Source organism: Pseudomonas sp. Kh14 (assembly GCF_900291005.1).
In the GTDB taxonomy this organism is placed as follows: domain Bacteria; phylum Pseudomonadota; class Gammaproteobacteria; order Pseudomonadales; family Pseudomonadaceae; genus Aquipseudomonas; species Aquipseudomonas alloputida.
This window is the reverse complement of record NZ_OLKJ01000004.1, coordinates 85,197-110,188: the sequence shown is the minus strand read 5'-3', so window position 1 is coordinate 110,188 and position 24,992 is coordinate 85,197. Positions and strand designations below refer to the sequence as shown.

Here is a 24,992-nt window from a genome sequence, read left to right as displayed (position 1 = left end):
GGGGGGCCGTTTTACGGTCCCCCCTGCGCATCATCCAATTTTCAGTTCTTTGTTCACCAGCTCCAACAGCTTGCCCAGATCCACCGGCTTGAGCAGGAAGTCCACCACCCCCAGGTGCATCACATCCACTGCCTCTTCCACATCGGTGTCGCCCGACACCACAATGATCGACAACGCCGCCCGCTCCGACGCACGAATCGTCCTGATCAAGTCCAGTCCACTTTCAGGCTGCATGCGCAAATCGGTAATCATCAAGCCGATACGCTTCTGGTAGTGCAGGTACAACCTGGCTTCCTCGGCCCCATCCGCGCCCACCGCATCGATGCCCCGGCTTTTCAGGTACAGAATCAGCGCCTCGCGGTTAACCGCGTTGTCATCCACCACCAGCACCAACGGTCTGGCTGCCACAGGCGCATTTTGGTTTATCACAGCCAAGGCCTCGCGCTCGGCGTCGCTCAGGATGTCGGTGTGCTCAGGCATGCTCATCTCGTCAAAAAAATTCCGCTTCAGCATTAGGACCGCATTACTCGCGTAACCCGTTTCGCCTTTCGTCGGGTCTTTGACAAGGGCGCTCATAGACTTACGTCCAATGGGCACCACCCCGCCGCAAGCCGACCATGGAGGCAGAGAACAACATGGCCGGTACCTATATATAGATATATATAGTTCGGCATAGCGATACGGTCAGTTTCATGAGCAAAAAGGACGCCTACAGCCAGGCGGGCAAGACAGCGGTACTGCAAAACATTCAAGGCACATTGCAGTTCCTGCAGCGCTTTCCGCCGTTCAACCAGATGGAGCACAGCCACCTGGCCTTCTTGGTCGAGCAGTGCCAGCTGCGCTTCTACGCCTGCGGTGAAAGCATCGTCAAACCTGCCGACGGGCCGGTCGAGCACTTCTACATCGTCAAGCAGGGCCGCGTGGTTGGCGAGCGCCAGCACCTGGCCAAACCAGGTGTCGAGACCACGTTCGAGATCACCAGCGGCGAGTGCTTCCCGCTGGCAGCCCTGCTGGGTGAGCGAGCAACCCGCACCGAGCACCTGGCCGGGGAAGACACCTTCTGCCTGCAACTGAACAAGGCCGCATTCATCCGCGTGTTCTCGATGTCTGAAGTGTTTCGGGATTTTGCCCTGCGCGGTGTCAGCAGCCTGCTTGATCAGGTCAATCAGCAAGTACGCCAGCGCGCTGTGGAAACCCTCGGCACCCAATACTCGCTGAACACCCCCCTGGGTGAACTGGCCATGCGTCACCCGGTGGTGTGCAGCGCCAATACGCCCCTGCGCGAGGCCGTGCGGCTGATGCACGAGCAACAGGTGGGCAGCATCGTGGTGGTCGACCCGCAGCGCTACCCCATCGGTATCTTCACCTTGCGCGACCTGCGCCAGGTGGTGGCGACAATAGATGCAGACCTGGGCGCCGCCATCGACCGGCACATGACGGCCAAACCGTTCTACCTCCCACCCCAGGCCAGCGCCTTTGATGCCGCCATGGCCATGACCGAGCGGCATATTGCCCATGTATGCCTGGTGGAAAACCGGCGCCTGTGCGGGGTGGTTTCCGAGCGCGACCTGTTTTCCCTGCAACGGGTCGATCTGGTTCACCTGGCACGCACCATACGCCATGCGCCCCGCCTGGATACGCTGGTTTCACTGCGGGGCGAAATCAGCCAGCTTGTAGAACGCATGCTGGCCCATGGCGCATCGTCGACGCAGATCACCCAGATCATTACCTTGCTCAACGACCATACCGTGTGCCGAGTCATCGAACTGGCCCTGGCCGAACGTGGCGACCCGGGCGTGCCGTTCAGCTGGCTGTGCTTTGGCAGCGAAGGACGACGCGAGCAGACCCTGCACACGGACCAGGACAACGGCATCCTCTTCGAAGCAGTCGACAGCGCCGAGGCCGACGCCATCCGCGCTCGCCTGCTGCCGCTGGCGCAATACATCAACCAGTGCCTGGCCCAGTGCGGTTTTACCCTGTGCATGGGTAACGTCATGGCCGGCAACCCAGAACTGTGCCTGTCGCGCAGCGAGTGGGCGCGACGCTTTGCCGGGTTTGTTCGCGAAGCCAGCCCGGAGAACCTGCTGGGCTCGAGCATCTACTTCGACCTACGGGTAGTGTGGGGCGACGAGCAAGGCTGCGAGCAACTGCGCCAGGGCCTGCTGGCACAGGTAGCCGACAACCGCATCTTCCAGCGCATGATGGCTGACAACGCCCTGCGCCAACGCCCGCCGGTGGGCCGGTTGCGCGAGTTCGTGCTGACACGCCAGGGCAACGACAAGGCGGCGACTCTCGACCTCAAGGTCCAGGGCCTGACGCCCTTCGTGGATGGTGCCCGTTTGCTCGCTCTGGCCAATGGCATAGCTGCCTGCAATACCCTGGAGCGCCTGCGCCAACTGGTAGCCAAGGGCGTGATCGAACCGTTGGACGGCGCCGCCTATGAAGAGGCCTACCACTTCATCCAGCAAACCCGCATGCAGCAGCACCAGCGCCAGATACGCGACAACCTGCCTTACTCCAACCGGCTCGACCCGGACAGCCTCAACCACCTGGACCGGCGCATCCTGCGCGAGTCGCTGCGCCAGGCCCAGCGCCTGCAAAGCAGCCTGGCCTTGAGGTACCAGTTGTGAGCCTGTTCGCCTGGCTGCGCCCCAGCGCGCCCGAGCTGGACCACGCCACACGCCAGCGCCTGGCCCGGTTGCCCAAGCCCGTGCCGCTGGGGGTATGTACCCTGCGCGAGCAGCGCTGGGTGGTGCTGGACCTGGAAACCAGCGGGCTCAACCCCAACCGTGATCAGGTACTGTCGATCGGGGCGGTGGCCATCGAAGACGGTGCCATCGACTTTGCCCAGCAGTTCGAACGCACATTGCACCGCCCTTTGCAGAAGACCAACGCCAGCGTACTGATCCACGGCTTGGGCCCCAGCGCCCTGGCTGCCGGTTGCGACCCGGCCGAGGCCCTGCTGGATTTGCTCGATTTCATTGGCAACAGCCCGGTGCTGGCGTTTCACGCGCCATTCGACCAACGCATGCTGGCCCGTGCGCTGAAAGAGAGCCTGGGTTACCGCTTGCAGTCGCCGTTTCTCGATATTGCCGAACTGGCGCCGATGCTCAACCCCGACACAGTGCTGCGCGAGGCCGGGCTGGATGACTGGGTAGCGCGGTTTGGCTTGCAGGTTGAAGAACGCCATCATGCCAGTGCCGATGCCCAGGTGACCGCAGAACTGGCGCTGATCCTGTTCAGCCAGGCCCGGCGCCAGCAACTGGACAGCCCGCTGCAGCTGGAGCAACGGTTGCGCGGGTGGCGACGGCGCAAGATGCAGAGTCATGGTTTGTAGGGATAGGCACTGAAAATTCCAAGGCATACCCTTCAGCCTTTTCCATGATGGCAATCCGATAAGCGTCCATTGCACCCACCCCCTCCCCTCTGCAACAATCGCGAATAATTATCGTTAGTTAATGCATTCGTTCCGGGGGGACGCTGCTTGTCTTCTGCACAAAGCCCACACGCCGATCTGGTCGGTGCGCTGTACCGCGACCACCGCGGCTGGCTGCTCGCCTGGCTGCAACGCAGCATGGCCTGCCGCCAACGTGCTGAAGACCTGAGCCAGGACACCTTCGTGCGCCTGCTTGGTCGTGAGCAACTGGACACCCCCCGCGAACCCCGCGCGTTTCTGGCCGCCGTGGCCAAGGGGCTGATGTTCGACCACTTCCGCCGCGCTGCGCTGGAGCAGGCCTACCTGGCCGAGCTGGCACTGATCCCTGAAGCTGAACAGCCCTCGCCAGAAATGCAGCACCTGATCCTTGAAGACCTCAAAGCCATTGACCGCCTGCTCGGCAAGCTGTCGAGCAAGGCTCGCGCGGCGTTTCTGCACAGCCGTCTGGACGGCATGGGCCATGCCGAAATTGCCGAGCGCCTTGGCGTTTCGGTATCGCGGGTGCGCCAGTACATCGCCCAAGGGATGCGCCAGTGCTACGTGGCCTTGTACGGGGAGCCGACGTGAGCAACCTCCCGGTTTCGTCCCGGGTCCTGGAAGCCGCGATTGCCTGGAAACTCAGCCTCGGCGACAGCAGCGGCACGCCTGATGAACGCAGTGAATTCATGCGCTGGCATGCCGCCAGCGAAGAGCACGCACGTGCCTGGCGCCAGCTCGGCGCCATGGACCAGCGCGTTAGCGCGGCGGCTGGCCCGGCACGCCAGGCGCTGCTGCAATCGCGCGCCAGCCTGCGGCGACGCATTGGCAAGGTTGGCGGCGGGCTGGCCGGTACGTTTCTGCTCGGCGCGCTGCTGGCATGGGTCGGCGCCCCGTCGCTGGCACCCAGCTACTGGTTGGCCGACCAGCGCACCGCCACGGGAGAGTTGCGTACCTTGCGCCTGGAAGACGGCACACTGCTGAGCCTGAACACCCACACCGCCGTGGACATCGACTACGCCGGCGCGCAACGGGTGATCGTGCTGCACCAGGGCGAAATCTCGGTCGAAACCGGCCACCAGGACCCGCGCCCGCTGCTGGTACGCACTGAAGACGGTCGCTTGCGGCCACTGGGCACGCGCTTCCTGGTGCGCCGCGAAGCCGGCGGTACGCGCCTGGAAGTGCTGCAGGCCTCGGTCGCCGCCATGCCGCATGACAGCGGCGACGAACAGGTGCTGCGCGAAGGCCAGCAGGTGTTGATGAACGCCAACGGCCTCGGCGAGGTTGGCACGGTGCCTGCCGGTGCCGATGCCTGGACCCGCGGCATGCTGGTGGTCGACAACGTACGGCTGGGCGACCTGCTCGCCACATTGGGCCAGTACCGCAGCGGCTACCTCGGGGTGGATGCCAAGGTCGCCGACCTGCGCGTGACCGGCAGCTTCCCGCTGACCAACACCGACCTGGCACTCGCCTCACTGGTGCCAGCGTTGCCGGTGAAGATCGAGCGGCATACCCAGTGGTGGGTGAACGTCACGTCCAAATAGGCCGGGCCTGCTGGCCAATCTCCACTAGCCGTTCAGCGTTGCCGCCGCCACCGTATTCGCGGGTAAACCCGATCCTACCACGGTGGTGGGCACACATCGGGGTCGTCGTAGGAACGGGTTCACCCGCGAAGAGGCCGGTGCTGGCAAAATACCTTTTTAATAATTCTCAATATTTTTCAGATTCACCCTGACACTTTTCAGATCTCGCTCGGCAAGGAAGCAGCAAGCACTTACCCGTCGAGGAACCGCCGCATGTCCCGTGCCGTTGATCATATCCTGCGCCCCAGCCTGATGGCCCTGGCCATCGGCCTGGCTGCCCCGCTGACCAGCCCTGCCTTGTTCGCCGCCGAGCAATCCACCTCGCGCGCCTACAACCTGCCCAGCGCGCCACTGGCCACCACCCTCAACCAGATCGCCAGCCAGGCCGGCATTGCCTTGGCCATCGACCCGGCACTGGTCAGCGGCCGCACCTCGGCCCCGGTCAGCGGCCAATACGACGGCCTGGGCGCCCTGCAAGCCGCCCTGAGCGGTACCGGCCTACAGTTGCAGCAGAGCACTGCGGGCAGCTACAGCCTGGTGGCCGTGCCGGATGGCACCCTGGCCTTGCCGGAAACCACCGTGAATGCCACCAGCACCAGCGAAAGCGCCTGGGGCCCGGTTGAAGGCTACGTGGCCAAGCGCACCGCTGCTGGCACCAAGACTGACACGGCACTTGTAGAAGTCCCCCGCTCCATCTCTGTCGCCACCCGCGAGCAAATGAAAGACCGCGGTGTACACAGCCTGGATGATGCAGTGCGCTACATGCCAGGCATCGTCTCCGCCAGCTTCGGCAGCGACACCCGTTATGACTGGATGCGCGTGCGCGGCTTCGAGCCAACGCAGTTCCTCGATGGCCTGCCGCTGCCCCGCGGCGTGTACGCCAACCCGAAAGCCGAAACCTGGAACCTCGACCGCCTCGCCCTGCTGCGCGGCCCGGCCTCTTCGATCTACGGCCAGACCCCACCTGGCGGCCTGCTGGACATGGTCAGCCGCCGCCCGCAAGCGGAAAGCGCTCACGAAATCGAGCTTCAATACGGCAGCGACAACCATCGCCAGATCAACTTCGCCAGCACCGGCAAGATCGACGATGAAGGTCGCTTTCTCTATGGCGTCAGTGGCGTTATCCGTGACAGTGGCACGCAAATTGACCACATTGACAACAAGCGCTACAACATTGCCCCAAGCCTGACCTGGAACATAGACGAAGACACGACGCTGACCTTCCTGACCCAGTTCACCCGTGACGATACCGGTGCCACCAGCCAGTTCCGGCCCATCCAGGGCACCAAGATCGACATGCCGTTCGGCAAGATCTCGCACCACAAGAACCTGGGTGACCCGGATTACGAGTTCTACGACCGCACTTACTACGCGCTGGGTTACGCCTTCGAACACCGCATCAATGACGTCTGGCAATTCCGCCAGAACCTGCGCTACACCAAGTCGGACCTGTCGTTCCAGACCATCACCCCTGGCAGCTACAACAAGAGCTCGCCGCCGGTGCAGGACGATGGCACTGTCAGCCGCATGTCCACCAACACCGATGAAGACATCAGCCAGTTCGCGGTGGACAACAACTTCCAGGCGGACTTCGCTACCGGGGATATCGACCACACGCTGTTGATCGGCCTGGACCACCAGCGCATCAACACCAACTACCTGTCGATCTTCGACTTCAACGTGCCGGACAGCAACGTCAACAACCCGGTCTACGGGCTGCCGATCACTCGCCCGGATCGCTCGACCGCGTTTTACGACTACAACCAGAAAACCCGTCAGACCGGCCTGTACGTGCAGGACCAGATGGCGCTTGGTAACTGGCGCCTGACCCTGGGCGGTCGTGAAGACTGGGTGCACACCGGCACCAAGTTCTTCAACCAGGGCGATGCCACCAATACCCAGCGGGACAAGAAGTTCAGCGGCAACGCAGCCATCAGCTATGTTTTCGACTCGGGCTTTGTGCCGTACCTGTCCTATGCCGAGTCGTTCCAGCCGTCCAGCAATGCCAGTGTGTCGGCCTCGGACTCGTTCAAGCCCACCGAAGGCAAACAGTGGGAGCTGGGCGTGAAGTATCAGCCGCCGGGGTCCAACACCCTGTTGTCGGCAGCCGTGTACGACCTGACTCAGAAAAACGTCTCGGTCACCAACACGGTCGGTGGTGTGACCATCACCAGCCAGACCGGTGAAGTGAAAGTCCGCGGCCTTGAGCTGGAAGCGGTTTCCGATGTAACCGACAACCTGAAGGTCATTGCCGCCTACACCCTGGCCAAGTCCGAGGTGCAGGATGGCGATTTCAAAGGTAACCGCCTGCAACTGATGCCTAACCAGCAAGCGTCCATCTGGGGCGACTACACCTGGCACTCAGGCTTACTCGACGGCTTCGGCATCGGCCTGGGCGCGCGTTATACCGGTAATACCTACGGTGACCAAGGCAATACCTACCTGGGCAAGGCCAAGGCCTACACCGTCTTCGACGGGTCGGTGCATTACGACCTGGGTCGCCTGAACGGCAGCCTGAAGGGCGCGTCGGTAGCAGTCACCGCCACCAACTTGCTGAACAAGGACTACCTCTCTACTTGTGACTCGTACTACTGCTACTACGGCGATGAGCGCAGCGTTGTCGCCAGCGCCACTTACAAGTTCTGAGTGAGCTGGGGTCGCCTTGCGGCCCCGGGTTCCAACCGACAACAATCGGTACCGTGATGAAGAGCCCCACCATCCGCCGCTGGTCCTTGATCCACACCTGGAGCAGCCTGGTCTGTACCCTGTTCCTGCTGTTGCTGGCAGTCACCGGCCTGCCCCTTATCTTCCACCACGAACTCGAACACCTGCTAGGCGACGCCCCTGAATTGCGTGAGATGCCGGCAGGCACCCCGCACCTCGACCTGCAGCAACTGGTGCTCAAGGCCGAACAACATCGCCCCGGCGAGGTCATGCAGTACTTCGGCTACGATGAAGACGAGCCCAACGGCGTGGTCGCCATTACCGCCGCCACGGCCGGCACCGACCCCAACCTGTCGCACACCTTCATGCTCGATGCACGCACCGGCGAGGCGGTGGCCATGCCGGCCGCCAATGGTGGATTCATGATGGTGATGCTGCGCCTGCATGTGGACATGTTCGCAGGCCTGCCGGGCAAGCTGCTGCTGGCCTTCATGGGCGTATTGTTCATTGTCGCGATTGTCTCCGGCACCGTGCTCTATGCGCCATTCATGCGCCGCCTGGAATTCGGCACCGTACGCCACAAGAAATCCCGCCGCCTGCGCTGGCTCGACCTGCACAACCTGATCGGGGTGGTCACCCTGGCCTGGGCATTGACGGTGAGCGTGACCGGGGTAATCAGCGCCCTGTCCGACCTGGTCATCGCGGCCTGGCGCAACGACAGCCTGGCTGCGATGGTTGCCCCCTACCGCGACGCCCCGCCGCTCGTCGAGCGCGCCCCAGCCACTCGCCTGCTGGACATTGCCGAACAGGCCGCGCCGGGCATGCGCCCGGACTTCATCGCGTTTCCTGGCACGCGTTTCTCCAGCGAGCACCACTATGCGGTGTTCATGAACGGTGCCACCCACCTGAGTTCGCACCTGTTCACGCCGGTACTGATCGATGCTCGCACCCTTGCAGTGACTGCCGTAGGCAACCGTCCCTGGTACATGGATGCCATGGGCCTGTCGCAGCCACTGCATTTCGGCGATTACGGCGGGCGACCGATGCAGATCCTCTGGGCGTTACTGGACGTGCTGACAATCATCGTGCTCGGCAGCGGCCTCTATCTGTGGTGGGGCAAGCAGCGCAAACCCAGGGAGGCACGCGCATGAGCCACAGGTCACAAGCCACTGCACGCCTCTTCGCCTGGCCAGCGTTGATTGCCCTGCTTGGCTTCCTGGGCCTGTTCGCCGCACTGCTCGGCGACGGTGGCTGGGACGTTCTGGCATGGGCAGGCCTGGGCCTGCCGGCCCTGCTGAGCCTGCGCGGGCTGCTCTGGCGTCGGGGGCGCTAGCCCGCTACCACCCCGCAACCGCAGGTATTGCCAAGCATGGGGTTTTCCTCAACCAAGGAACCACCCCATGCGCCCCCTCGAACAACTGGAACAGATCGACCGACAAATCGGTGACCTGCTCGACGGCATTCCGACCCTCGCCCTTCAACACCCCATCAACCCCGACACACGCACCTGGCTGCACGGCGAACTGGCCAGCTTCTGGACCACGGCCGATGAGCATGGTGAAACCCCCAGACAAAAACTGCTGGCACTGCGCAAGGCGCTGATGCTGGCCGAGGTTGAACTGCGCCTGGGCGACGAGACCTTGGGCTACCGCTCAGCCGATCAACTATGGGCCTGCCTGCAACAGCCACTCCCCTCCCAGCGCAGGCATATGCCCCTGGCCAAAAGGCCACAGGTCTACCGCGTTCTGCTGGAAGGCCTAAGGCCCAACTGGCGAAGCTACCTGCCAGGCACACTGATCATCGTTGCCGGTACCGCCGAAGGCCATATGCTTACGCCTCAGGATGCCGCAGGCGCTGCCTTGCTGTGCAGCCTGTCACAAGGCATAGAGGCTTTCGACTCCCTTGGCGCACTGCACCAGGAGCTTTGCGAACGCCTGGAAGACCCACTCCAGAGCAGACCGCTGCTGCATCTGTACACTGACACGCAGGCGGACCGCGCTCGCCGGTCACAGCGCCTGCGCTATGACTGGTACGCCGACAGCCTGCTGGAGGCCCAGATCGACAGTGTGATAGAAACCCAACGCCAACGCCTGAGTGACACCAGCTTGTGGAGCAACGGCTCACCCGACCAGCACACCCGAATACATAAAGCCCTGGCGCTATGGCCCGAAGTCGGCGCCAAACCCATCCTGCAAACACGCTACTCCCAATTGCTTGAGAAGAATCTGCCCAACTGGCTGCGCAATACATCTGCGCAAGGCCTGAGCCATATGATGCAGGCCATGCAAACGCTGGTGGCAATCGCCGAGCAGGCTGCTGCCCCGGGAGTGCTGAGCCTTAACGACTTCAAGCAACGCAATAGCCTGTTGGCCTGGGCCAACGCACGCCTTCGCGAGCGCCTGAGCCATGACCTGGGGTACGACACAGATCCTCGCGAGATCAAGATCGTCGTCGTACGCGCCCGCCGCACGGGCGCCATCATGCATCCCTTCGCCCTCTCATCCTATGTCACCTATGCAGGCATGCGACGCGTGGGCCACGAGATGGTGGAAATGGTCGAGGAAATCAACACCCTCGAAGAGATCGCCCTCAAGAACTTGCCGTGGTTCGACACCGACTACTGGCTGACTGCCCGGGTAATCCATGCCCACGGCAAAGCCATGCCCGCCGGGCTCACGCCGCAGTATGTCAAGCACATGGTCCGGGAACTGAACGTGGGTGACAGCTACGCAAAGTACCTGCACACCCAACTCATCAGTTCCAGAGCGGGCAAATGGCGCCTGACTGCGCATAGCAAGGTCAACCGTGCACGCATGCACGCTGAAGCAGTCAAGGCGCGCTACGCCGGACACTTTGGCGAAGACCCTTTCGAACATGGCTACAACTGGGTGCGCGCAGTGCTGGACCAACCACACAATGCCTTGCGTGCGCCAGTAGCAGGCTACCCGGTCACTGTTCGGCAGTTGAACATCATGGGCCATACCCTGCAGGGCGTGCTTCTGCTCAACAGCCTCCCCTACAAGTCTCCGGCATGCGTGCTGTACACCCCGGATGCCCCGGATCGCAGGGCCTGGCGCCGTTTTCGCACAACCCGCGAACTACTTCGCACATTGCGCCAACAGCCCGCGTTGAGAGCATACGTAGCCCAGCGCCTGCCATTGCTGCCTGCCGCCACGGTGCAGCGGCTGCTGGACAAGGGGCGCCTGAGCACGCATTTGACCACGCCCGAGGTCAAAGACGACCTTTTCTTCGACTACTACATGGCCGAGGCCCGGGCGCTGATCGCCCAGGCCGATGCCGACAGCATGACGACCAGCGAAGTGAATGCGGAGTCGGTCATGGCGCTGAGCTGGCGTTTGCTGGATTTCATCAGCCTGCTGCTGCCCAACCGCGCGTTGCTGGTGCTGTCGATTGGCCGCATGGCAATCGATATCCTGGACGGCATCGAGGCCTTCAACCAAGAGGATGTTGAAGGGGTGATGCGGCATTCCTATCAGGCGCTTAGCCACCTCAACGATGCAGGTACCAGTTTTCTCGGTTCCAGAGTGCTACGCCGGTCCCTGCGCGGAATACCCAAACAACCGCCACTGCCGCTGCCCGCACGCTTCCAGGCTCAACCGGACAGCAGCAGCCTCCGGTATCGCATAGACGGTATCTACGGTGAGGGTGTATACGAGCAAAGCTCGGCGTTTGGTGGGCTGTCGCTGTATTTCGTCAAGGACAGCAACAACCGCTACTACCAGGTCAGCTTCGACGGCTACCGCTGGCGGGCCATCGACCCTGACCAGCCAGATGCCTATCTGCAGCAACCGCTCAAGCGCAAAGCCGACGGGCAGTGGGTCATCGACTCACCGGTGCTCTGGTACGACGGGCTGCCCGACCTGACGCAATTACTGCAGGACTGCTATCTGCAAACGCCTGTAGCCGGCTTGCCGGTAAACATCGAACAAGGGCTTTTTCAGGCTGACGAGCAGCTGTACCTGGCGCTCGAGAACGGGCAGTTGCCTGTGCGCCGCCACTTGCTGCCGGATCATTACCACTTGCAGATTGCCGTTGCCAGCAACGCCGGCGTGGTGCCGTGGGCGGTGCTGCGCCACGAAAACGGCCAGTGGCTGATACGCGTTCGCCAGGCAGGGCGCAGCAGTGACTGGCTGACACTGCCAGATCAACCACCGCCGGCCCACTGACAGCCGGAACCGGCGGCCTCAGTCGACCAGTTTTGGCAACAACCGATCCAGCCGCTGATGCAAGGCACTGCCATTGGGCCAGTTGCGCAGCAGCCGTGCCCGGTCACGGGCATAGGCCGGGGCGAAGCTGAGCTGGGTGGCGTGCTGGCACATGGCATCGAGGTCGATCAGCGACCACTGGCCGTTGTGCCAGAACAGGTTATGGCCTTTGAAGTCGCCGTGGCTGATGCGTTCGCGAATCAGCTGCTGCATCACGTGCACCAAGGCATCCACCTGCTCCTCGGGCGCATCGCCGCTTTCGACGTAGGGCGCGAAGCATGCCGTCAGGTCCGGGCCGTCGACAAACTCGGTGACCAGGTAAGCACGGCTGCGCAGGCCCAGCACCCGCTGCTCCAGCACCGCGAGGGGGCGTGGCGTGGCGATGTCGAGGAATTCCAGGCGGTGGCCTTCAATCCAGGAATGCCAGGCTCGGCTCGGGCGCCAGAAGCGCTTGAACCAATGTGCGGTGTTCTTGATGTTATAGCGCTTGATCACCAACTGGCGACCATTGACCTCGATGCGCGCCACGCTGGCAGCGCCACCGGTCTTGTACAAATGGCCCTTGTCGATCAGCGCATCGGCCTGCTCCAGTACAGGCTGCATGGCCTGGACCTCACTGCGACGGATCGCCTGCAAGCCCGAGAGGGTGCGCTGGACGCTGAACAGGCTGCACTCGCGGCCAGCCTTGTCCAGATAGTCCTTCTGGCGCCAGTTGCGCACCTTGTCCACCTGTTTCTGCAGCGCTTCCAGCGGCAACGCATGCTCGGCATTGGCCAGCAGGTAATGCACCAGCAGCTCTTCGATGAACGGCTCCAGGCGCTTGGGCAACTGGGCGAAGAACACCCCGAGGTTTTCCAGCACGCGTGGACGCGACAACTGCTGACCGGGCGTTTCGGCCCTGATGCCTGCACCGTCGATCAAGTACAGCTTGCCGGCATGGCGCAACAGGTTGTCCAGGTGCAGGTCTTCCTGCCAAAGGCCCTGGGCGTGCATGTGCGCCACGGCCGTGAGCGCTTCGCCCAGTACCAGGTGCTGCTCGTCCGCCAGCACTGGCAGGTTTTCCACTGCGGCCCAGGCATCGGCCAGGCTTTGGGCACCGTCAAGGAACTCGAACAGCAGCCAGCCGCCCTCGCCTTCCTTGAGGCCGTCGGCCAGTAGCGTCGGTGTGGTCAGGCCTTGTTCGGCCAGCAATTTCACACCCTGCAGTTCGCGCTGGAAATGCCGCGCGGCGTTACCCCCGACCAGCAACTTCGCCAGCACCGGTGTGCCACGCCAGACACCAGCGCCCACATAACGCTGGCCCGGCAGCACGCGCAGCAGGCTGAGCAATTGCAAGTCGGCGCTGCCGGCGGCATCAACCAACGTGATACTCAGGGGCAGCGCCGGGCTGCGCCCGGCATCCTTCAGTTCAGACAAACGCATCAGCGGGCCTCTTTTTCACGACGGCGTTGCGTCAGCCGTTGCAGCCAGGTGTCGACCAGCGCGCCGTCAGCCGGCTGCCCCAGGTAGGTAGCCAGCAAAGTACGTACATCCTGCACGCGCCAGGCCTGCGCGCGGCGCAGCAGCGGTTCCAGGTCCTTGAGGCGGTCACGCATGCCGAACAGCAGCGGCCGGGTCTTTTCCAGGTCGATCAATTGCGCGTCCCAACCCTCGCGGCGTTGACGCAGGAAAATGTGCTTGGGGTAGAAGCAGCCATGCACCTGGCCGGCGCTGTGCAGGGTACGCGCCAGCTGACCACAGGCCTGCAGGATGCCAGTGCGCTCGGCTTCACCCAACCGCGGCCACTGCGCCAGCAGGCTGTCGAGGTCGGCCCACTCGTCCAGAGCGCGGGTCATCAGGATGGCCCGGTGCTTGCCGCCCTGCTTGCGCTCGCCGTAGAACACCGCCTGCAATGCCGGAATGCGCAGCCTCTGGTAGCGACTGATGTTGCGGAATTCGCGGGCGAAGGTGGGCTCGCCGAACGGCCGGTGCAAGGTACGGGTCAGGTAGTCGCTCTGGCGCTTGAGGTAGTAGCCCTTGCCTTCGAGTTCCAGACGGAAGACGCTGCTCCAGCCACCACGGCCGGTGTTGGGTTCGTCCACAGCATCAAGTTGCAGTGCCCACAGCGCCTCGAAGTTGTCCAGGCCATGGCGCTTGAGCAGCGCGAGGTCCGCGCTGGCCAGGTAATCGGTCATTCCCTTCCCTCGAAAAAGCCCAGTACCCGATGAATGCGCTTCTTGTCACGCACATTCAGGCGGTCGCGGCCACGGTATTGCAGATAGAAGCGCAGACGCTGAGTAGCTGACAGGTGGTATTTGGCCACTTTGTCCAGGCATGCCAGGTCCTTGATCATCCGGTGGCGCCACATGAAACCGCGCCAGAAGTCGCCGGTGGGGCAGTCGATGAAGAATAGCGTGCCTTGGTCATCGACCAGCAGGTTGCGCCACTTCAGGTCGTTATGGGCAAAGCGGTGTTCGTGCATGACCCGGGTATGGCGCGCCAGTTGACGGCTGACATGGTCAACCCAGGCGCGGTCGGCCAAGCGCGCATCGTTGTGTTCGGCCAGGGCCGACAGGTCTTCGGTGCGCGGCAGTTCACGGGTGATCATCGCGCCACGGCCAAAGGCCAGGCCGTTGCGCTCCAGGCCCCAGGCCACGACTTCGGCAGTGGGGATACCCCATTTGGCGAACTGCTTGAGGTTTTGCCATTCGGCCTTGATGCGTGGCCGTCCCAGGTACCGGCGCATGTGCTTGCCGGCCCCGGTGTAGCGCTTGACGTAGTAGTTGATCCCGTCACGCTCGATGCGTACCACCTCACTGAGCGGGTCGCGGGTCAGCCGTTCGCCCTGGAGGGCGAACACCGCGTCGAGGCTGCCGAAGTCCGCCGCCAGGTGTTCGTACCCCGGCGCCAGTGTCCAACTCGCCATTAGAGTGCATCCCCATAGCGTTGCTTGCGATCGTAGAGTTTCTGGGCCTTGCGCTCCAGCCAGGCGAGCAGCGCGGCTTCGTCCTTCAGCACCTGCCGCAGCGGACGCTGGAAGTAACCGCGCAGGAAGCGCAGCTTGTCGCGTTGGGTCAGGCCGATGTCCAGGGCCGAAAAGTACAGCGCAGCCAGGTCTTTGTCGCGCCAGCGGCGGCTGATTCTGGCACGGGTTTGCGCGCGGTGCAGGTCGATCACCGACAGCTTGAAGTCATCCGCCGTCACCGGTCGGTCGGTGTGCAGCAGGAAATGGCAGATGTAGCAATCGCGGTGGTTGACCCCGGCGCGGTGCATGCCGCCGGTCATCTTCGCCACCTCGGCGATAAGTGCACGCTTCAGGCGCGGCTCGGGCGGCTGTTTGACCCAGTCGATGCTGAAGTCTTCCAGGCTGATGGTCGGCGCCAGCTCTTCGGTGATGATGAACGAGTGCTGCGCGGCCGGGTTATTGCCGCGCTCGCCGTAGGCGACTGCGGTCATTGTCGGCACGCCCACTTCATGCAGGCGTTGGATCGCCCGCCATTCCTGGCCGGCTCCGAGCACCGGCAACTTGGCGGTGAACAGGTTCTTGAAGATCTCGCCCCAGCCGATGCCACGGTGGATCTTGACGAAAAAGCCCTCGCCAGCCACTTCGGTGCGCAGCGTGCGGCGCCCTTCCAGCTCGCGATAGACCTCGCCTTGCAGCGCCTCCACGGCGTCGAATGCATCACGCCCGGCCCACAGGCGTTTGAAGGGTTCGGCCAATATCAGCTTCATGCGTTTTTTTGCCCCAGGATCACGTCGGCAGCATGCTGCGGCATGCTGTACAGATCGGCGCTATCAGCAAACGCCAGGCCATTGCGCGACCAGCTGGCACGCGCCTGCGGGTCTTCGAGCATGCGCTGCAGATAGCCGTTGAGCTGGTCTTGTTCGAACGGCTCGTCCAGCACCAGGCCGCTGTCGGCCTCGGCAATGTAGTGGGCATAACCGCACACCTTGGACACCAGCACCGGCAAGCCGGCGACCAATGCTTCGAGCAGCACCGTACCGGTATTCTCGTTGTACGCCGGGTGAATCAGCAGGTCGGCGCCCAGCAGGAAGCGCGGGATGTCGCTGCGGCCCTTGAGGAACTGCACTTGGTCGCCCAAGCCCAGGGTAGCGCTTTGCAGCTGGAATACCTTGGGGTCGTCCTGGCCGATCACCATCAGCCTGGTGCGTTTGCGCAGGGCCGACGGCAGCGCAGCCAGTGCCTTGAGGCTTCGGTCCACGCCTTTGGTCTTGAAGCCTGAACCAATCTGTACCAGCAGCAGGTCGTCATCGCCCAGGTTGAATTCCTTGCGGAACTCAGCGCGGATCTCGGCGGCATTGGCCGGCGCACGGCGATCCTGGGAAATGCCTGGCGGCAGCAGGTGGAAGCGTTCTACCGGGGTGCCGTAATGCTTGATGAACAGCGGCTGCTGCACTTCGGAAATCATCAGCACTTCGGTATGGGCGTCCTTGGCGAACACCGCACGCTCGTACTCGGCAAAGTGCCGATAGCGGCCCCAGCGACGGTACAAGCCACCGCGCAGGGTCTGCGCCTTGTCCTCGAAGCAGCCGTCGGCGGCGTAGTACACGTCCAGCCCTGGCATCTTGTTGAAGCCGATCAGGCGGTCGACCGGGCGCTTGGCCAGGTCGGCGGCCATCCAGGCGCTGAGCTTCTCGTTGCGGCGGTGGTTGAAAATCGCCTTCACCGGCGCCACCAGCACTTCGAAGCCCGGCGGAATGTCACCCTCCCAGATCAGCGTATACACACGGATCTGGTGGCCCCGCTTCTGGCATTCCAGGGCAATGCGCATGAAATCGCGCTGCAGCCCGCCGAAGGGGAAATATTTGTAAAGCACGAAAGCCAGTTGCATCAACGGACATCCTCAGCCAGCAGCAACGCGCTCAAACGGCTCGCCACATGCTCGGGATTCAGGCGAGTGAAGCACAGCGGCCACTCGCGTTTCAGATCGAACCGGGCCAGGTCATCGGCGCGCGGTTTGTAGGTGCACTTCTTCTGCAGGCAGGGAGCGCAAGGCCAGTCACTGGCCTGGTGAATCTGGGTCCGTCCGTAGGCGCCAGTCAGGCCCGGGTTGGTTGGGCCAAACAGCGAAATGGTGGGCACATCGAGTGCCGCCGCCAGGTGGCCAAGGCCGGTATCGACCGCCACGCAGGCCTTTGCCGCCGCCAGAACACGAGCGACGCCGGCAAGGTTCAATTTGGGGAGCACCTGGCAGTTGTTCAAGCCTTGGGCAATTCGCTCGGCCCGCGCCTTCTCAGCCGGATTACCCCAAGGCAGGCGCACTTCCAGCTTGCGCCGGCCCATGCGCTCGGCCAGTTCGCGCCAGTAGGCTTCGGGCCAATGCTTGGTCGCCCAGGTGGTGCCATGCAGGAACACCACATAGGGCGCGGCCGGCGGCAGTTGCAGGCGGTCGAGGTCCAGGCCGTAGTTGCCGATGCCTTCTGGCAGGTCATAGGCCAGGGCCATGGCAAACAGTTGGCGTACCCGCTCCACCGCGTGCTGGCCGGTAGCGACCGACAGAGGCCGGTCGTAGAAGCGGCTGGCCCAGCCTTCGCGCGCCGAGTAGCGGTCCAGGCCGGCTACGGGCGCCTTCACGTAACGGGTCAACCAGGCCGACTTGACCAGGCCCTGGGCGTCGATCACAAGGTCGTACTTGCGCTCGCGCACGCGCTGCTTGAACGCCTTCCACTCGCCACTCTTGATGGTTTGCCAGAGGTTCTTGCGCCAGCGACGGATCGCCACCGGGATGACCTGGTCGACCGCGGGGTGCCAACTGGGGATTTCAGCGAAGCCTTCTTCCACCACCCAATCGAAACGGATGCCGGGAATGGCATGGGCGGCATCGGTAAGCGCCGGCAGGGTGTGGATGACATCCCCCAGCGACGAGGTCTTGATGATCAGTACCCGCACTTAGTCGACCTCGGCCACGGTATCGATCAGGTCCGGTCCGCTGAGGCTGTGCAGGGCGGCAATCACTTTGCCCGGTTCCAGCAGACGCAGGCAATTGTAATGGCCGAAGCGACAGGTGCGGTCAAAGCACGGGCTGCACTCGATACCGGTGCGCACCACTTCCACCTGTTCAGCCAGCGGTGGGGTAAAGCCGGGTGAAGTCGAGCCGTACACCGCCACCAACGGACGGTTCAGCGCAGCGGCCACGTGCATCAGGCCGGAGTCGTTGGACACCACGGCATGGGCGCAGGACATCAGGTCGATGGCCTCGGCCAGCGAGGTCTCACCGGCCAGGTTGGACGACTCTTCACGGAGCCCCGGAATCAGCCGGTCGCGGATCTGCTCACCGACCGGGTGATCGTTCTTCGAGCCAAAAAGCCACACTTGCCAGCCTTGGCGAATCATCGCATCGGCCACAGCGGCATAGTGCTCTGCCGGCCAGCGCTTGGCTTCGCCAAACTCGGCGCCAGGGCACAGCGCCAGTACCGGACGGTCCAGTTCCAGGCCGAACTTGGCCAGGGCGGCGTCACGGCTTTGCGCTTCGATCTGCAGGTTGGGGCGCGGGTATGGCTGCGGCAGCTCGGCGCCGGGTGCGTAAGCGAGGGCCATGAAGCGCTCGATCATCAGCGGATAGCGGGCCTTGTCCAGCTTGCGCACATCGTTCAGCAGGCCGAAGCGCATTTCACCACGCCAGCCGGTGCGTTTGGGAATGCCGGCAAAAAAGGGCACCAGCGCCGACTTGAGCGAGTTGGGCAGCAGGATGGCCTGGTCGTACTGGCCGGCCAGGGACTTGCCGATGCGCCGCCGCGTGGCCAGCTCCAGCGCGCCGTGGCCGAGCGGGAAGCTCAAGGCCTGACGCACCTCAGGCATGCGTTCGAGGATCGGCCGGCTCCATTCAGGGGCCAGCACGTCGATCACGCAGTCGGGGTGCTGCTGTTTCAGGCACTGGAACAGAGTCTGCGCCATCACCATGTCGCCGACCCAGCTGGGGCCAATGATCAGTATTCTCATGCTTAGTCCAGAAACGCTCGGGGAGGCTACAGGCTGCGGTACAGCCTGGCCTCCCCTCTTTATATTCAGGCTATGTGGCGGACAGTGTACCACTCACATGGCCTATTCGCGGGCAAGCCCGCTCCCACAGGGATTGCACACTGCTCAGGGCCTGTGCAGTACCTGTGGGAGCGGGCTTGCCCGCGAATAAGCCAACACGGTATCAGCTTAAACCCAACTCACCCCAGATCCGCCGCACTTCACGGCGTTCATCGGCAAACTGCGCCGCATCGATCACCCCGGCCTCCTTCTGCAGGGCCTGGCGGTGGGAGGCCGAGCGGAACGCCTTGTACACTTCACGCAACAGCACCGCGTCACTGGCCGGCATCAAGTTCGCCTGCTCCAGCTCTTCCAGAATGCGGATGTTATCGGTCCATCGAAGTATGGCCGGATGGTCATGGGACCAGGCCAAAGCGGCGTATTGCACCATAAATTCGATATCGACGATACCGCCGGCATCCTGCTTGATATCGAAGGGTACGCCGGCGTCGAAGGCGTTCGCCGCGGTACCGGCAGCCGTAGCCTTGGTACCGAGGTTGTCACGCATCTTGGCGCGCATTTCACTCACCTCGGCGCGCAGTTTTTCCAGGTCGCGGGCCTGGCCCAGTACCTTGGCACGCACACCTTCGAATGCCGCACCCACCTGCTTGCAACCCACCAGCACACGGGCCCGCACCAGCGCCTGGTGCTCCCATGTCCAGGCTTCGTTCTGCTGGTAGCGCTCGAAGGCGCCCAGCGAGCTGACCAGCAGGCCCGAGGCGCCGGACGGGCGCAGGCGCATATCCACGTCGTACAGTTGGCCCGAGTTGGTCTGGGTGGTCAGCAGGTGGATGATGCGCTGCCCCAGACGCGTGAAGAACTGCGCGCTGTCGATAGGCTTCGCACCGTCGGTTTCCGCCTGCGGATCGCCATCATGGATGAAGACCAGGTCCAGGTCCGAACCGTGGCCTAGCTCCAGGCCGCCCATCTTGCCGTAACCGATGATGATGAAACCCGGGTCGCACAGGCTGCCGTCGCTGCGCTTGGGTTGGCCGTGGCGAGCCACGGTCTGGCGCCAGGCCAAGGCCAGCACCTGATCGAGGATGGCTTCCGCCAGCCAGGTCAGGTAGTCGCTGACTTTCATCAACGGCAGGTTGCCGCTGATTTCCGAGGCGGCCACGCGCAGGCTGTGGGCCAGCTTGAAATGGCGCAGCGCCTCCATCTGCTGTTCCAGGTCGTCCTCGGGGATGCGCGTCAGGCGCTCGCGCAGCTCGCTGGCCAATTCTGGCGCCAAGGGCGGGCTGAACAAGCGGCCCTCATTGAGCAGTTCGTCGAGCAGCAGCGGGTAAAGGGCAATCTGCTCGGCAATCCACGGGCTGGCGGCGCACAGTGTCAGCAAACGGCGCAAGGCACCGGGGTTTTCGGTCAGCAGTACCAGATAGGCAGAACGCCTTGCCACAGCCTCGACCAATGGCAACACCCGCTCAAGCACCAGGTCGGGGTTGTCATGCTCCACCGCCTGGGCTAGCAGCCGTGGGATGAATGCGTCAAGTCGCTCACGGCCGATGCGCTGCATCGAGCGCAACTGCGGGCTGGAGCGCAGCCCGGCCAGGCGCCTCAAGGCTTCAGCGGGTTGCTTGAAGCCAGCCTCTTGCAATTGCCGGCCGGCGGCTTCTTCATCCTGCGCCTGCTCCCACAACGGCGACCACTCACCACCCACCACCAGTTCGCCTTCGCCGTCTTCATCATCCGGGTCGGCAATGACCTGGCGGAAATGCCAGTCGATACGGCCACGCCAGTACATCAACTGGTCGTGGAAGCTCTGCCAGTCGGCAAAACCGAGCACATAGGCCACACGTGCCTGATCGGTCTCACCTTCCGGCAACATTTGCGTCTGGCGGTCGGCAATGGCCTGGATGGCGTGCTCGGTATAGCGCAGGAACTCATAACCCTCGCGCAGCTCGGCGACCACTGCCGGCGGCAGGTAACCCTGGCCTTCGAGGGTGGCCAACACCTTGAGCAACGGCCGCTGCTGCAGGCTGAGGTCACGCCCGCCGTGGATCAGCTGGAAGGCTTGGGCGATGAACTCCACTTCGCGAATACCACCGGCACCCAGCTTGATGTTCTCGGCCATGCCCTTGCGCCGCACTTCCTGCTGGATCAGCTGCTTCATGGTGCGCAGCGCTTCGATTGCGGAAAAGTCCAGGTAGCGGCGGTACACGAACGGGCGCAGCATCTCCTGCAACTGCGCGCCGGCCGCCTGGTCGCCGGCCACCACCCGCGCCTTGATCATCGCGTAACGTTCCCAGTCACGGCCCTGGTCCTGGTAGTACTGCTCCAGTGCATTGAAGCTGAGCACCAGGGCACCCGCCGAACCATAGGGACGCAGGCGCATGTCTACGCGGAACACAAAGCCGTCGACGGTAACCGGGTCCAGTGCCTTGATCAGCCTTTGGCCCAGGCGCGTGAAGAACTCCTGGTTGTCCAGCGAGCGCTTCACCCCTTCGGTTTCACCGCCCTCGGGGAAACCGAAGATCAGGTCGATGTCCGACGACAGATTAAGCTCTACCGCTCCCAGCTTGCCCATGCCCAGCACCACCATGTGCTGCGGCTGGCCGCTGCGGTTGCCGATGGGCGTGCCAAATTGCTGGCAATGGCGCGGGTACAGCCATTGGTAGGCTTCGTCGATGGCCGCATCGGCAAGGTCCGACAGGTCACGGCAGGTTTCGCCAAGTTCCGCCTGACGGGTAATGTCGCGCCAGATAATGCGCAGCTGCTGGCGGTTGCGCGCGCGGCGCAGATTGCGCGCCAACTCGTCCTCGCTCTGTGCCGCCTGCGCTGTTGCGGCGATTTGCCCGCGCAGCTCGCCCGGGGCGTAACGCCGCTCCAGCTCGCCGCTGGCCAGCAGGGCGAACAGCATGGCGGGCTCGCGCTGGGCCAAACTGAGCACGAATTCACTGGCAGCAGCCACCTGGTCGAACTGCTGCCGGTGCAGCGGGCTCCAGGCCTGCAGGTCGAGTTCGGGGTGGCCGGCCACGGCGTCGCTGATGAACTGCTGGTTGCGAGTGACCAGCGGCTGCAAGGTGGCAGGCAGATCGGAGGGCAAAGGTAGGCGCATGGTCTATCCTTGATCGGCGTGAAATAGAGGGGAAAAAGCGGCCAAGGGGAAGCCGGACCACGGTTGGACTGTCGTACAAAAGTTGGAAATAGCTGAAAAAAACGAAAACTTGGCAACAAACATCAAGAACCACCCGTTCGCGACACAATGCCAACCAACATGAACGTTTTTCCTCACAAGCCAAGGTGCGACCAAACGTCGCACAAATGTAGTTTTACTACTACTCGTGTCGTGTAAAAGCATGAAATGCGAAAGCAAATGTAGTAAAACTACAACGCGCCGGAAGACACCCCGGTAATCCAAGAATTCACGACGTCTGCCCATAAGGCCAGTCGCAATCTCAGGCAATCGATTCTGGTTGCCTTTCCGCCCTGGAGCAAGCCATGCAAGACCTCGATCCAATCGAAACCCAGGAATGGCTGGATGCCCTGGAGTCGGTCCTCGACAAAGAAGGCGAAGACCGCGCTCATTACCTGATGACCCGTATGGGCGAGCTGGCCACCCGTAGTGGCTCCCAGCTGCCATATGCGATCACCACGCCATACCGCAACACCATCCCTGTCACCCACGAAGCACGCATGCCTGGCGACCTGTTCATGGAACGCCGCATTCGCTCGATGGTGCGTTGGAACGCGCTGGCCATGGTCATGCGTACCAACCTGAAAGACTCGGACCTGGGCGGACACATCTCTAGCTTCGCCTCCAGTGCCACCCTGTACGACATCGGCTTCAACTACTTCTTCCAGGCCCCTACCGAAGAACACGGCGGCGACCTGATCTTCTTCCAGGGCCACGCATCGCCAGGCGTCTACGCCCGTGCCTTCATGGAAGGCCGTATCAACGAAGACCAGATGAACAACTTCCGTCAGGAAGTGGACGGCAACGGCCTGTCTTCGTACCCGCACCCATGGTTGATGCCTGACTTCTGGCAGTTCCCGACCGTTTCGATGGGTCTGGGCCCAATCCAGGCGATCTACCAGGCACGCTTCATGAAGTACCTGGAAGCCCGTGGCTTCATCCCGGCCGGCAAGCAGAAGGTCTGGTGCTTCATGGGCGACGGTGAGTGCGACGAGCCGGAATCCCTGGGTGCAATCGCCCTGGCCGGCCGCGAGAAGCTGGACAACCTGATCTTCGTCATCAACTGCAACCTGCAGCGCCTCGACGGCCCGGTTCGCGGCAACGGCAAGATCATCCAGGAGCTCGAAGGCGTGTTCCGTGGCGGTGGCTGGAACGTCAACAAAGTCGTCTGGGGCCGCTTCTGGGACCCACTGCTGGCCAAGGACACCAACGGTGCCCTGCAGCGCCGCATGGACGAAGTCATCGACGGCGAATACCAGAACTACAAAGCCAAAGACGGCGCGTACGTTCGCGAGCACTTCTTCAACACCCCGGAACTCAAGGCCATGGTCGAAGACCTGTCCGACGAAGAGATCTGGAAGCTCAACCGTGGCGGTCACGACCCGTACAAGGTCTACGCGGCGTATCACCAGGCTGTTAATCACAAAGAGCAGCCGACCGTCATCCTGGCCAAGACCATCAAGGGTTACGGCACCGGTGCTGGCGAAGCCAAGAACACCGCGCACAACACCAAGAAGGTCGACGTCGACAGCCTGCGTCACTTCCGTGACCGCTTCGACATCCCGGTCAAGGATGCCGACCTGGAGAACCTGCCGTTCTTCAAGCCGGAAGAAGGTTCTGCCGAAGCCAAGTACCTGGCCGAGCGCCGTGCCGCCCTGGGCGGTTTCGTGCCACAGCGCCGTGCCAAGAGCTTCAGCGTGCCGACCCCGCCACTGGAAACGCTGAAAGCGATCCTGGACGGCTCGGGCGACCGCGAAATCTCCACCACCATGGCCTTCGTGCGTATTCTGGCGCAGCTGGTCAAGGACAAGGACATTGGCCAGCGCATCGTTCCGATCATCCCGGACGAAGCCCGTACCTTCGGTATGGAAGGCATGTTCCGCCAGTTGGGCATCTACTCGTCGGTCGGCCAGCTCTACGAGCCAGTCGATAAAGACCAGGTGATGTTCTACCGCGAAGACAAGAAGGGCCAGATCCTCGAGGAAGGCATCAACGAAGCCGGCGCCATGTCGTCGTTCATCGCTGCCGGCACCTCGTACAGCTGCCACAACCAGCCGATGCTGCCGTTCTACATCTTCTACTCGATGTTCGGTTTCCAGCGTATTGGCGACCTGGCCTGGGCCGCTGGCGACAGCCGCACCCGTGGCTTCCTGATCGGCGGTACCGCCGGCCGTACCACCCTCAACGGTGAAGGCCTGCAGCACGAAGACGGTCACAGCCACATGATGGCGGGCACCATCCCGAACTGCCGCACCTACGATCCGACCTACGGCTACGAGCTGGCGGTGATCATCCAGGACGGCATGAAGAAGATGACCGAAGAGCAACAGGACATCTTCTACTACATCACCGTGATGAACGAATCCTACCAGCAGCCAGCCATGCCGGCCGGTGTCGAGGAAGGCATCATCAAGGGCATGTACCTGCTGGAAGAGGACACCCGCGAAGCCGCACACCACGTACAGCTGATGGGCTCCGGCACCATCCTGCGCGAAGTCCGCGAAGCTGCGAAGATCCTGCGTGAAGAGTTCAACGTCGGTGCCGACGTGTGGAGCGTCACCAGCTTCAACGAACTGCGCCGCGACGGCCTGGCCGTGGAACGCGCCAACCGCCTGAAGCCTGGCCAGAAGCCACAGCAGACCTACGTCGAGCAGTGCCTGAACGGTCGCAAAGGCCCGGTCATCGCCTCTACCGACTACATGAAGCTGTTCGCCGAGCAGATTCGCCAGTGGGTACCGAGCAAAGAGTTCAAAGTCCTGGGTACCGACGGTTACGGTCGCAGCGACAGCCGCAAGAAGCTGCGTCACTTCTTCGAAGTCGACCGCCACTTCGTGGTGCTGGCTGCCCTGGAAGCCCTGGCTGACCGTGGCGAGATCGAACCCAAGGTTGTCGCAGACGCTATCGTCAAGTTCGGTATCGACCCGGACAAGCGCAACCCACTGGACTGCTGAGG

The 24,992-nt window shown here is 62.9% G+C and carries 18 protein-coding genes; 9 read left to right on the top strand and 9 right to left on the bottom strand.

Annotation, left to right across the window (positions count from 1 at the left end):
- Nucleotides 1-30 precede the first annotated feature (30 nt).
- Complete coding sequence (locus FQ668_RS01040; protein ID WP_019437059.1) at nt 31-576, bottom strand: response regulator; 546 nt, start codon at nt 574-576, stop codon at nt 31-33.
- Between the two features lie 116 nt (nt 577-692).
- On the opposite strand from FQ668_RS01040, the gene FQ668_RS01035 reads away from it, so the two are divergent.
- The 8 genes from FQ668_RS01035 (at nt 693) to FQ668_RS01000 (ending at nt 11,846) form a co-directional block, all read left to right on the top strand.
- Entirely contained in the window at nt 693-2,630 is a 1,938-nt protein-coding gene (locus FQ668_RS01035) for a putative nucleotidyltransferase substrate binding domain-containing protein (protein ID WP_014589414.1), read from the top strand.
- A complete protein-coding gene (locus FQ668_RS01030) occupies nt 2,627-3,337 on the top strand; it encodes a PolC-type DNA polymerase III (protein WP_014589413.1) in 711 nt (236 codons plus the stop codon). Before FQ668_RS01035 ends, FQ668_RS01030 begins: the two co-directional genes overlap by 4 nt.
- A 147-nt stretch (nt 3,338-3,484) precedes the next feature.
- Nucleotides 3,485-4,003, top strand: coding sequence for an RNA polymerase sigma factor (locus tag FQ668_RS01025; RefSeq protein ID WP_010951704.1), 519 nt, complete (start codon nt 3,485-3,487; stop codon nt 4,001-4,003).
- A complete protein-coding gene (locus tag FQ668_RS01020; protein WP_014589412.1) occupies nt 4,000-4,956 on the top strand; it encodes a FecR domain-containing protein in 957 nt (318 codons plus the stop codon). The genes FQ668_RS01025 and FQ668_RS01020 overlap by 4 nt, the downstream gene beginning before the upstream one ends.
- 252 nt (nt 4,957-5,208) lie before the next feature.
- The gene (locus FQ668_RS01015; protein ID WP_076402461.1) at nt 5,209-7,641 is read left to right on the top strand and encodes a TonB-dependent siderophore receptor; all 2,433 of its coding nucleotides are present in this window, start codon (nt 5,209-5,211) and stop codon (nt 7,639-7,641) included.
- Nucleotides 7,642-7,697: 56 nt separating this feature from the next.
- Nucleotides 7,698-8,810 carry a PepSY domain-containing protein gene (locus tag FQ668_RS01010; protein WP_014589410.1) on the top strand — a complete coding sequence of 371 codons (1,113 nt, stop codon included), beginning with the start codon at nt 7,698-7,700 and terminating at the stop codon, nt 8,808-8,810.
- Nucleotides 8,807-8,992, top strand: coding sequence for a hypothetical protein (locus FQ668_RS01005; protein ID WP_011953272.1), 186 nt, complete (start codon nt 8,807-8,809; stop codon nt 8,990-8,992). The genes FQ668_RS01010 and FQ668_RS01005 overlap by 4 nt, the downstream gene beginning before the upstream one ends.
- A gap of 67 nt (nt 8,993-9,059) precedes the next feature.
- Entirely contained in the window at nt 9,060-11,846 is a 2,787-nt protein-coding gene (locus tag FQ668_RS01000; protein ID WP_014589409.1) for a DUF6543 domain-containing protein, read from the top strand.
- A gap of 18 nt (nt 11,847-11,864) precedes the next feature.
- Here the strand turns inward: FQ668_RS01000 and FQ668_RS00995 are convergent, their stop codons facing one another.
- The 8 genes from FQ668_RS00995 to glnE form a co-directional block, all read right to left on the bottom strand.
- Nucleotides 11,865-13,307 (bottom strand): lipopolysaccharide kinase InaA family protein, encoded by a 1,443-nt coding sequence (locus FQ668_RS00995; protein ID WP_144179831.1) that lies wholly within the window; start codon nt 13,305-13,307, stop codon nt 11,865-11,867.
- Nucleotides 13,307-14,059: a lipopolysaccharide kinase InaA family protein gene (locus FQ668_RS00990; protein WP_019437056.1), complete on the bottom strand. Its 753-nt coding sequence runs from the start codon at nt 14,057-14,059 to the stop codon at nt 13,307-13,309. The genes FQ668_RS00995 and FQ668_RS00990 overlap by 1 nt, the downstream gene beginning before the upstream one ends.
- Nucleotides 14,056-14,790, bottom strand: coding sequence for a lipopolysaccharide kinase InaA family protein (locus tag FQ668_RS00985; RefSeq protein WP_014589406.1), 735 nt, complete (start codon nt 14,788-14,790; stop codon nt 14,056-14,058). Before FQ668_RS00985 ends, FQ668_RS00990 begins: the two co-directional genes overlap by 4 nt.
- Nucleotides 14,790-15,596 (bottom strand): lipopolysaccharide core heptose(I) kinase RfaP, encoded by an 807-nt coding sequence (gene rfaP, locus FQ668_RS00980; RefSeq protein ID WP_014589405.1) that lies wholly within the window; start codon nt 15,594-15,596, stop codon nt 14,790-14,792. Before rfaP ends, FQ668_RS00985 begins: the two co-directional genes overlap by 1 nt.
- Nucleotides 15,593-16,717, bottom strand: a complete 1,125-nt coding sequence (locus FQ668_RS00975) for a glycosyltransferase family 4 protein (protein ID WP_144179829.1) — start codon at nt 16,715-16,717, stop codon at nt 15,593-15,595. Before FQ668_RS00975 ends, rfaP begins: the two co-directional genes overlap by 4 nt.
- On the bottom strand, nt 16,717-17,775 hold the full coding sequence (waaC, locus tag FQ668_RS00970) for a lipopolysaccharide heptosyltransferase I (protein WP_014589404.1): 1,059 nt from the start codon (nt 17,773-17,775) through the stop codon (nt 16,717-16,719). The genes FQ668_RS00975 and waaC overlap by 1 nt, the downstream gene beginning before the upstream one ends.
- Nucleotides 17,776-18,825: a lipopolysaccharide heptosyltransferase II gene (gene waaF, locus FQ668_RS00965; protein WP_010951695.1), complete on the bottom strand. Its 1,050-nt coding sequence runs from the start codon at nt 18,823-18,825 to the stop codon at nt 17,776-17,778. It lies immediately after the preceding gene.
- Between the two features lie 202 nt (nt 18,826-19,027).
- The gene (gene glnE, locus FQ668_RS00960; RefSeq protein ID WP_014589403.1) at nt 19,028-21,961 is read right to left on the bottom strand and encodes a bifunctional [glutamate--ammonia ligase]-adenylyl-L-tyrosine phosphorylase/[glutamate--ammonia-ligase] adenylyltransferase; all 2,934 of its coding nucleotides are present in this window, start codon (nt 21,959-21,961) and stop codon (nt 19,028-19,030) included.
- A 383-nt stretch (nt 21,962-22,344) separates the two neighbouring features.
- Between glnE and aceE the strand changes: the two genes are divergently transcribed.
- On the top strand, nt 22,345-24,990 hold the full coding sequence (gene aceE / locus FQ668_RS00955) for a pyruvate dehydrogenase (acetyl-transferring), homodimeric type (protein WP_019437055.1): 2,646 nt from the start codon (nt 22,345-22,347) through the stop codon (nt 24,988-24,990).
- Nucleotides 24,991-24,992: the final 2 nt, after the last annotated feature.

Excerpts from the sequence above, each read along its gene's own strand:
- FQ668_RS01040 (WP_019437059.1), bottom strand. The coding sequence starts at position 576 with ATGAGCGCCCTTGTCAAAGACCCGACGAAAGGCGAAACGGGTTACGCG.
- FQ668_RS01035 (WP_014589414.1), top strand. The coding sequence starts at position 693 with ATGAGCAAAAAGGACGCCTACAGCCAGGCGGGCAAGACAGCGGTACTG.
- FQ668_RS01015 (WP_076402461.1), top strand. The coding sequence starts at position 5,209 with ATGTCCCGTGCCGTTGATCATATCCTGCGCCCCAGCCTGATGGCCCTG.
- FQ668_RS01010 (WP_014589410.1), top strand. The coding sequence starts at position 7,698 with ATGAAGAGCCCCACCATCCGCCGCTGGTCCTTGATCCACACCTGGAGC.
- FQ668_RS01005 (WP_011953272.1), top strand. The coding sequence starts at position 8,807 with ATGAGCCACAGGTCACAAGCCACTGCACGCCTCTTCGCCTGGCCAGCG.
- FQ668_RS01000 (WP_014589409.1), top strand. The coding sequence starts at position 9,060 with ATGCGCCCCCTCGAACAACTGGAACAGATCGACCGACAAATCGGTGAC.
- FQ668_RS00995 (WP_144179831.1), bottom strand. The coding sequence starts at position 13,307 with ATGCGTTTGTCTGAACTGAAGGATGCCGGGCGCAGCCCGGCGCTGCCC.
- FQ668_RS00990 (WP_019437056.1), bottom strand. The coding sequence starts at position 14,059 with ATGACCGATTACCTGGCCAGCGCGGACCTCGCGCTGCTCAAGCGCCAT.
- FQ668_RS00985 (WP_014589406.1), bottom strand. The coding sequence starts at position 14,790 with ATGGCGAGTTGGACACTGGCGCCGGGGTACGAACACCTGGCGGCGGAC.
- rfaP (WP_014589405.1), bottom strand. The coding sequence starts at position 15,596 with ATGAAGCTGATATTGGCCGAACCCTTCAAACGCCTGTGGGCCGGGCGT.
- FQ668_RS00975 (WP_144179829.1), bottom strand. The coding sequence starts at position 16,717 with ATGCAACTGGCTTTCGTGCTTTACAAATATTTCCCCTTCGGCGGGCTG.
- waaF (WP_010951695.1), bottom strand. The coding sequence starts at position 18,825 with ATGAGAATACTGATCATTGGCCCCAGCTGGGTCGGCGACATGGTGATG.
- glnE (WP_014589403.1), bottom strand. The coding sequence starts at position 21,961 with ATGCGCCTACCTTTGCCCTCCGATCTGCCTGCCACCTTGCAGCCGCTG.
- aceE (WP_019437055.1), top strand. The coding sequence starts at position 22,345 with ATGCAAGACCTCGATCCAATCGAAACCCAGGAATGGCTGGATGCCCTG.